The following is a 6,520-nucleotide window of genomic DNA, read 5'->3' on the forward strand; positions in this document are numbered from 1 at the left end:
CCTTTACAAATATCCATGTGATTATTTTATGCACCCGCGATTCCATTTAAAAAACAATCTTTACCAGACACTCTGCTATCAGACGTTGATTATAACACCGTCTCATTTATATAAGCATAAATACTATTCTTAGCCAAGCAGGAGTGTGTAATAAAAAAAATAACAGGATATCTAATTTAGTATCCAATCAGAAGTGATTATTATTCCCCTTGACGTTTATCAAGGGGAATGGGATAGAATTAAAGCAAACATATTACATAATGAATTCGACCGCACCACCATTTAAGTTGTACATGCTACCTACTATTTTTACTTTCCCTTCTTTTTCTAAGTTTCTAATTATTTCGCTATTTTTACGTATCTCATCTATGGTGTGTTTGACATTATTCTTCGCTACAGCATCGACGTATTTTTCATTTTTACTACTTTTCTCTCCATCAAATTGCGTCGACTCAATTGCTGGCTTAATCTTATTAAGTAGACCAGTCAGGTTGCCAAGTTCAACGTTATCAATAGCCCCCTTGATTGCACCACAAGCCGTGTGCCCCATAACCAGGATGACTTTAGCTCCCGCAGCAGCACAAGCAAATTCCAGGCTACCTAATAAATCATCATTAGAGATGTTACCGGCAATTCTGGCATTAAAGGTTTCACCGATCCCCGTATCCAGCACTATCTCTGCTGGTGCGCGGGAATCAATACAACTCAAAATGACAGTGGTAGGGAACTGCCCTTCTGCACTACTGCGTTTTTGTGCAAGATAATCATGTTGCTGCATTTTACCAGAAACAAACCGCTTATTGCCCTGTTTTAAACTCTCAACTATTTGATCTGGCGTTAACTTATCCCGTTCTTCTCTGGTCATAGCCGCTGCATATGATATTTGAGGTAGCCCCAAACCAATCCCACCTATGACGCTCGCAGCAGTGATACCCAATGCAGCTTTTAGCACATTCCGTCGGCTATTCGGGTGGTTATCTTCTGAACAACAACTTGGTATTTTACTCATACTCTCTCCTTGAAACTATTGTTGCCATTTTTGTTACTGCCGAATTAGTGAGCAGTCTTTTAAATGTAGTACATATAACTTGTATTACGCGACTGCCAATAGCGGAATTGAGAAAAAATAGGATCTTCTCGGCACGACAATAATCCCGGTCACACCTTGCCCTTGAGGGCTTGATGATGGTCTCTCATCCATTGGGCCAACGAATCCAATGTTGGCTGTAATGTTTTGCCCAATGACGTAATTTCATATTCAACACGTGGGGGAACTTCGGCATAGATCTTGCGATAGACCAAACCGCGTTGTTCGAAAGCACGTAATTGCCGGGTAAGCTCTTTTTGGGTGATAGGTGCAATTGCCCGCTGCAACTCACCAAATCGGATAGGAGCCGCAGTGACGATCAAACGATAAAGAATTGGGATAGCCCACTTCCCCGCGATAAGTTCGACAAATTGCACCATCGGACACTTCTCTTCCACAATCGTATTGTCCGGCTCTAATTTATTTTTTGCTGTCAGCGGCTGATAGGTTGTCATTGCTTTCCTGTTGCATCATTAGTATCCAATTGGTACCTACTATACTTTAGATACTTTTGTATTAAAAATGGTCTTCCATCGTTATTAATGAGAAGACTCACCATGAATCGTTTAAATGATAAATATGCACTAATTACAGGAGGAACCAGTGGCATCGGGCTGGAAACTGCTCGCCAATTTCTGGCTGAAGGTGCAACAGTAGCAATCACCGGTAGAAATAGCGCGGCCTTGCAGGCGGCATATGAAGAGCTTGGCGGCCAAGTTTTGCTGCTAAATAGTGATGCCAGTAATATTGCCGATCAATATCAGCTAGCGACAAAACTTACCCAGGTTTGGCCACGTCTCGATATCGTCTATATCAACGCAGGCGATGTTACTCATCGTTCGATAGAAGAGTGGGATGAAGAAAGTTTTGAGCGAGTATTATCAACTAATCTGAAAGGCCCATTCTTCCTGTTACAAGCACTGTTGCCACTGCTGGCTAACCCTGCCTCGGTGATTCTTTGTGGCTCCGCCAGTGTTCATATCGGTTTACCGCAAAGCAGCGTTTATGCCGCCAGCAAGGCAGGGTTACTCTCTCTTGCGCGAACCTTGTCAGGCGAGTGGGCAGACAGAGGAATCCGGGTCAATGGCTTGAGTCCAGGGCCGACACAGACGCCGGCACTGCAAAAACTGGGGTTATCCGGCAGTGAACAAGAGCACCTGGCTGAACAAATCCGCCAACTGGTACCGATTAAGAGAATGGGAACATCTAGTGAGATTGCCCATGCTGCGGTCTTTCTCGCCTCAGATGAATCCAGTTTTATCGTCGGAACAGAATTACGGGTAGATGGGGGCGTCAGCAGCCTTTAAATACCTTATCTAACAAGAAAATTAGTCACTTACTGGGCATATTGTCTTCATAATAGATTGGGTGCAGATTGGTGGCTATTGCTAAATAGCACACTAATGTGAGGTGACACGATGAAGGCTGCAATAGTAGAGGCATTGGGTGAAGCGCCGGTTCTGGGGCAGTTTGTGGAGCCAACACCGCTGCACGGTGAAACGGTGATAAATGTTGCGGTTGCTGGTATCAAACAACTTGATCGCGGTATCGTTAAAGGCACCCATTATTCCAGCCCGAAAACATTACCTATCGTTCCTGGTACTGATGGTGTCGGGCATTTACCTGATGGTTCACGTGTTTATTTTGCCTCATTTCGCCAGCCTTTTGGTGCCATGGCCGAACGCACAGTAGCATCCTGGTATGTTCCGGTTCCGCCAGAAGTTGACAATGCGACTGCGGCAGCCTTGATTAACCCGGCATTGGCTGCCTGGTTACCGCTTTCCTGGCGGGCCAAGATCCAACCGGGTGAATCCGTGCTTATCCTTGGTGCGACTGGCACCTCAGGCAAACTGGCCATCGCAGCAGCACGTCATTTAGGGGCGGGTAGGGTCATCGCCGCCGGGAGGCGTCAGGATGTATTGGCAACATTGGGGGCTGATGCCACAGTAGACCTGACATTGCAGGGTGCGGAATTGACGCAGGCATTTACTCAAGCGGCGGGTCCCGCTGGGTATAACGTGATTGTGGATTATATCTGGGGGCCTGCTACCGAGGCTCTCTTCGCCGCACTGACCCATCATGACCTTGCCTCTCATGCTGATGGCTCTGATCAAGGCATACGTTTAGTCAATGTTGGTTCCATGGCATCTCCCACACTACAACTCCCCGCCGCGGTGTTACGCAGCGCAAATTTGCACATACTGGGTAGTGGTACGGGTAATTTCCCAGCTATCCCTGAATTAAAACAAATTGTTTCAGATATTTTCGTTCTGGCGGTACAACAAAAGCTCGCTATTGAGACCCAGCTTCATTCACTGGATGATGTCTCGACAATCTGGAATATCAATAAAAACAGCGATATCCGCTCGGTGCTATCCATCGGATAATATCTGAGATAGAGAGAGCAAAATACGGGTTGGCCGAGATGGGCACAACCCGTGCTATCGCATTAAGATATCTGCAAGAAACGATCGAGCTGCCTGCGCAGTTGGTCATTTTCTTTCTTTAGCTGCTCAACCCTTTCCAGCAATGTTAGGGTCATTGCTACACCAGACCAGTCCAGATCCAACTCATTTTGTAGCCGCTGGGCGCGTTGAAGGCAACTCAGTGCATCAGCGTCAAAAATCCAGACGCTGTCAGCAGGCTCAAGTGGCACAATCACCCCCAACCCGACCACCTCGACCAGTTCATCCTGCATTATTCCTGTTGACTGACATAATTCAGTCACGGTATAGGTGATTTCTATTTCAGCCATAATCTGTTACTCCCACCCGGTGCGAGGATTAAACGACGCCTGATCTGACAGTTGTTGCCAGAGCGCTCGCATTTTCTCGTCCGGTTTTGGCGGCATCACTACCTTGAGGATCGCGTACAGATCGCCGGTGCCTTTTTTGCTGACTAGCCCCTTGCCTTTGATACGCAATTTCTGACCACTTTGGCTACCTGCCGGGACCGTTAACGTTATTTTGCCCGTCAGGGTTGGCATCTCGACATTGGCACCTAATGCTGCTTCCCATGGGGCTAACGGCACCACTATTTGCAAATTCTGACCATCAACATCAAACAATGGATGCGGCGCAATACGAATAACCAGGAATAAATCGCCATTGGCTCCCCCGGCAAAACCTGGTGCACCCTGCCCTTTAAGACGAATACGCTCGCCATCTCCCACACCCGCAGGAATTTTCACTTTTAGCGTTTTGGCGGTCTCCGCTCCCGGATACCCCGAAGCATCAACTGTCGGTATTTTATAAGAAATAGAACGCGTCTGTTCCGCTAAAGTCTCTTCTAAAAAGATGGGTAACTCCATCTCAAGATCCTGGCCGCGTACACCGCGAGGTGATCGCTGAGAGGTGTGATGAGCGGAAGCACCACGGTTGGCAAAGAAAGATTCAAAAAAGTCTGAGAAATCTTGGGAACCGGCACCCGCACTGCTGTGCCATTGTTGATTACCTGAATTATAGGCAGCCTGTTGCTGTGTAAAACGCGGGTCATTACGGTGTAGCCTTAACTCGTCGTATTCGGCACGCCGTTCAGTATCTTTTAATACCTCATAAGCCTCAGCGACCTCTTTGAACTTACTTTCAGCATCGGGTTCAGAGCTGACATCCGGGTGGTATTTGCGCGCTAACTTGCGATAGGCCGTTTTAATATCTTTCAGGGAAGCGGTTGGTTCTACTCCCATCACGGCATAATAGTCTTTAAATTCCATGCGGTAATATCCTTAAATTCAATGTGCTATACCCAATAGATTTCAAGGTGCAGGAAGGTGGCAAGAAAAAGACAAATCGGTGGTGAACCGATTTGAACAACGTTGATACTCGCCCCGTCAGGTGAGCCTTAATCAGGCTCACTCATCCCGAACATGCTCATTCACGACAACTCAGTGATTAGGGGGACAAATCTGTCGGGAGCAGATTTGAACGCTGCTTGCAGCGGCCCAGAGGCAAGCCCCATGAATGGGCCAAGTAACGGGAACAGCCAACCCACCTGCATTCTGAAAGATGACGGGTAAGATATAAGATATCCCCATCTGACTTATATAAAACTCATTTATGCATATTTATCTCTTTGCCCGCCGTAAACAGTGCAAAGCTAACTGTAAACTATAGCGGTAATTGCTATTTTATGAGATAGACATTGATGATTTTCCATACTAAGAATTACAAATCATATAACTGATCCAATGGCTTATTTGCCGTAGACATCACTCTTTTCTGATTGACCTGCTTGACCGAAGCACGAGCCACTAATTTGCCCTGCAACAAGGTATTACTGAAGGGCGCATCTGGGCGTAATAAGCGTCGTTGCAATAACTGTATAGCTTCAGCCCCCAACTCATCTCGGGGAACATGCACCGCCGTCAGTGGAACATCATGAATCTCTGCCAGATTAAAACCATCCATACTCATAACGGATACGTTATCAGGCACGTTTATGTTCAGTTTATTCAATGCATTAACCGCACCAACCGCCATATAGTCCCCCCCGGCTAAAATGGCTGTCGGCAGTTGGCTCTTATCTCCACAACCTATGATAAAAGCAGTTAATGCTTGCTCAGCCTCTTCCGCGCCAAAGCCATGAGTAGTAATCAGATGCTGCCCATCATCAAAGCGCATATTGTTATTGGCGAAAGCCTCTTTTATTCCCACCAAGCGCAGTTCCATCGTGTTGCGGCGTAAACATTGCAGGGTCAGGATGCGTCGATGCCCTTGCTGTATCAGATAGTTGGCAGAAAACTCACCAATCAGTTGATGGTCTGGCGACACACTATCCAATGACATTTCTTTGTCACGGCAATTAATTAACACCGACGGCTTATGCACCCCAGCTGCTAATGTATGAATGCGTGGATCGTCGATACCAATAATGATTGCTGCTTCGGTTTGAGGATGGGTTATTTTTTCCAAAAATAACGCAATATCACAGCGAGTTTCAGATAATCCACAGTAGCGAATCATGACTTCATGTTGGCTGACCGCCTCAGTAATCCCCTGAATAACTTTGTAGTAAAAAATATCGGTACGTACATCAAAGGCGCGATGAGGAGCAAATACCATAATATTATTTAGCATCAACCGCCCGCTGGACAAATTCTGCAATATCCCCTGCGACTGCGCATACGCCATTACCTGCTGTTTTGCTTTCGCACTGGTATTGGCTTTACCGGCTAATACTCTCGATACCGTGCTAATTGAAAGGCCAGTCTGATTAGCAATTTCTTGTATTTTTAGCTTTCCATTCATTTTGTGATCTCTCTCAAATTAGCAAATGAAAAAATTCTCATAGCCGGTGAATAGCTTATTCAGGCCGTTATTCAATATAAATGCTGAAATATTGTCCAGCTTATGAAAATCCTTTCAAAAAAATGCGTATTAAAGCCAATTTAAGCTAGCTACCTTGTTTTGGTAAACCAATTTTAAAAACTTATCA

The 6,520-nt window shown here is 46.0% G+C and carries 7 protein-coding genes; 2 read left to right on the forward strand and 5 right to left on the reverse strand.

Annotated features, from left to right (window positions below; all coding sequences use genetic code 11):
• Nucleotides 1-253: 253 nt before the first annotated feature.
• Together V2A85_RS21215 and V2A85_RS21220 are read right to left on the reverse strand one after the other, a co-directional pair.
• Nucleotides 254-1,009: a carbonic anhydrase gene (locus V2A85_RS21215; protein WP_420072286.1), complete on the reverse strand. Its 756-nt coding sequence runs from the start codon at nucleotides 1,007-1,009 to the stop codon at nucleotides 254-256.
• A 149-nt stretch (nucleotides 1,010-1,158) separates the two neighbouring features.
• Nucleotides 1,159-1,542 (reverse strand): winged helix-turn-helix transcriptional regulator, encoded by a 384-nt coding sequence (locus tag V2A85_RS21220; protein ID WP_420072287.1) that lies wholly within the window; start codon nucleotides 1,540-1,542, stop codon nucleotides 1,159-1,161.
• Between the two features lie 102 nt (nucleotides 1,543-1,644).
• Between V2A85_RS21220 and V2A85_RS21225 the strand changes: the two genes are divergently transcribed.
• Nucleotides 1,645-2,394 (forward strand): SDR family oxidoreductase, encoded by a 750-nt coding sequence (locus V2A85_RS21225; RefSeq protein ID WP_420072288.1) that lies wholly within the window; start codon nucleotides 1,645-1,647, stop codon nucleotides 2,392-2,394.
• Between the two features lie 111 nt (nucleotides 2,395-2,505).
• Nucleotides 2,506-3,474, forward strand: coding sequence for a quinone oxidoreductase family protein (locus V2A85_RS21230; protein ID WP_420072289.1), 969 nt, complete (start codon nucleotides 2,506-2,508; stop codon nucleotides 3,472-3,474).
• Nucleotides 3,475-3,536: 62 nt separating this feature from the next.
• Here V2A85_RS21230 and cbpM read toward each other — a convergent pair whose 3' ends face one another.
• From cbpM to V2A85_RS21245, 3 genes are all read right to left on the reverse strand, one after another.
• A complete protein-coding gene (gene cbpM / locus V2A85_RS21235) occupies nucleotides 3,537-3,842 on the reverse strand; it encodes a chaperone modulator CbpM (RefSeq protein WP_083162789.1) in 306 nt (101 codons plus the stop codon).
• Nucleotides 3,843-3,848: 6 nt separating this feature from the next.
• The gene (cbpA, locus tag V2A85_RS21240; protein WP_083162787.1) at nucleotides 3,849-4,799 is read right to left on the reverse strand and encodes a curved DNA-binding protein; all 951 of its coding nucleotides are present in this window, start codon (nucleotides 4,797-4,799) and stop codon (nucleotides 3,849-3,851) included.
• 451 nt (nucleotides 4,800-5,250) lie between these two features.
• Nucleotides 5,251-6,333, reverse strand: a complete 1,083-nt coding sequence (locus V2A85_RS21245; protein ID WP_420072290.1) for a LacI family DNA-binding transcriptional regulator — start codon at nucleotides 6,331-6,333, stop codon at nucleotides 5,251-5,253.
• Nucleotides 6,334-6,520: the final 187 nt, after the last annotated feature.

The organism is Yersinia sp. 1252 StPb PI, from assembly GCF_048593885.1.
GTDB classification, from domain to species: Bacteria; Pseudomonadota; Gammaproteobacteria; order Enterobacterales; family Enterobacteriaceae; genus Yersinia; species Yersinia enterocolitica_E.

Coding starts and splice junctions, on each gene's coding strand:
- V2A85_RS21215 (WP_420072286.1), bottom strand. CDS start 1,009: ATGAGTAAAATACCAAGTTGTTGTTCAGAAGATAACCACCCGAATAGC.
- V2A85_RS21225 (WP_420072288.1), top strand. CDS start 1,645: ATGAATCGTTTAAATGATAAATATGCACTAATTACAGGAGGAACCAGT.
- V2A85_RS21220 (WP_420072287.1), bottom strand. CDS start 1,542: ATGACAACCTATCAGCCGCTGACAGCAAAAAATAAATTAGAGCCGGAC.
- cbpA (WP_083162787.1), bottom strand. CDS start 4,799: ATGGAATTTAAAGACTATTATGCCGTGATGGGAGTAGAACCAACCGCT.
- V2A85_RS21245 (WP_420072290.1), bottom strand. CDS start 6,333: ATGAATGGAAAGCTAAAAATACAAGAAATTGCTAATCAGACTGGCCTT.
- V2A85_RS21230 (WP_420072289.1), top strand. CDS start 2,506: ATGAAGGCTGCAATAGTAGAGGCATTGGGTGAAGCGCCGGTTCTGGGG.
- cbpM (WP_083162789.1), bottom strand. CDS start 3,842: ATGGCTGAAATAGAAATCACCTATACCGTGACTGAATTATGTCAGTCA.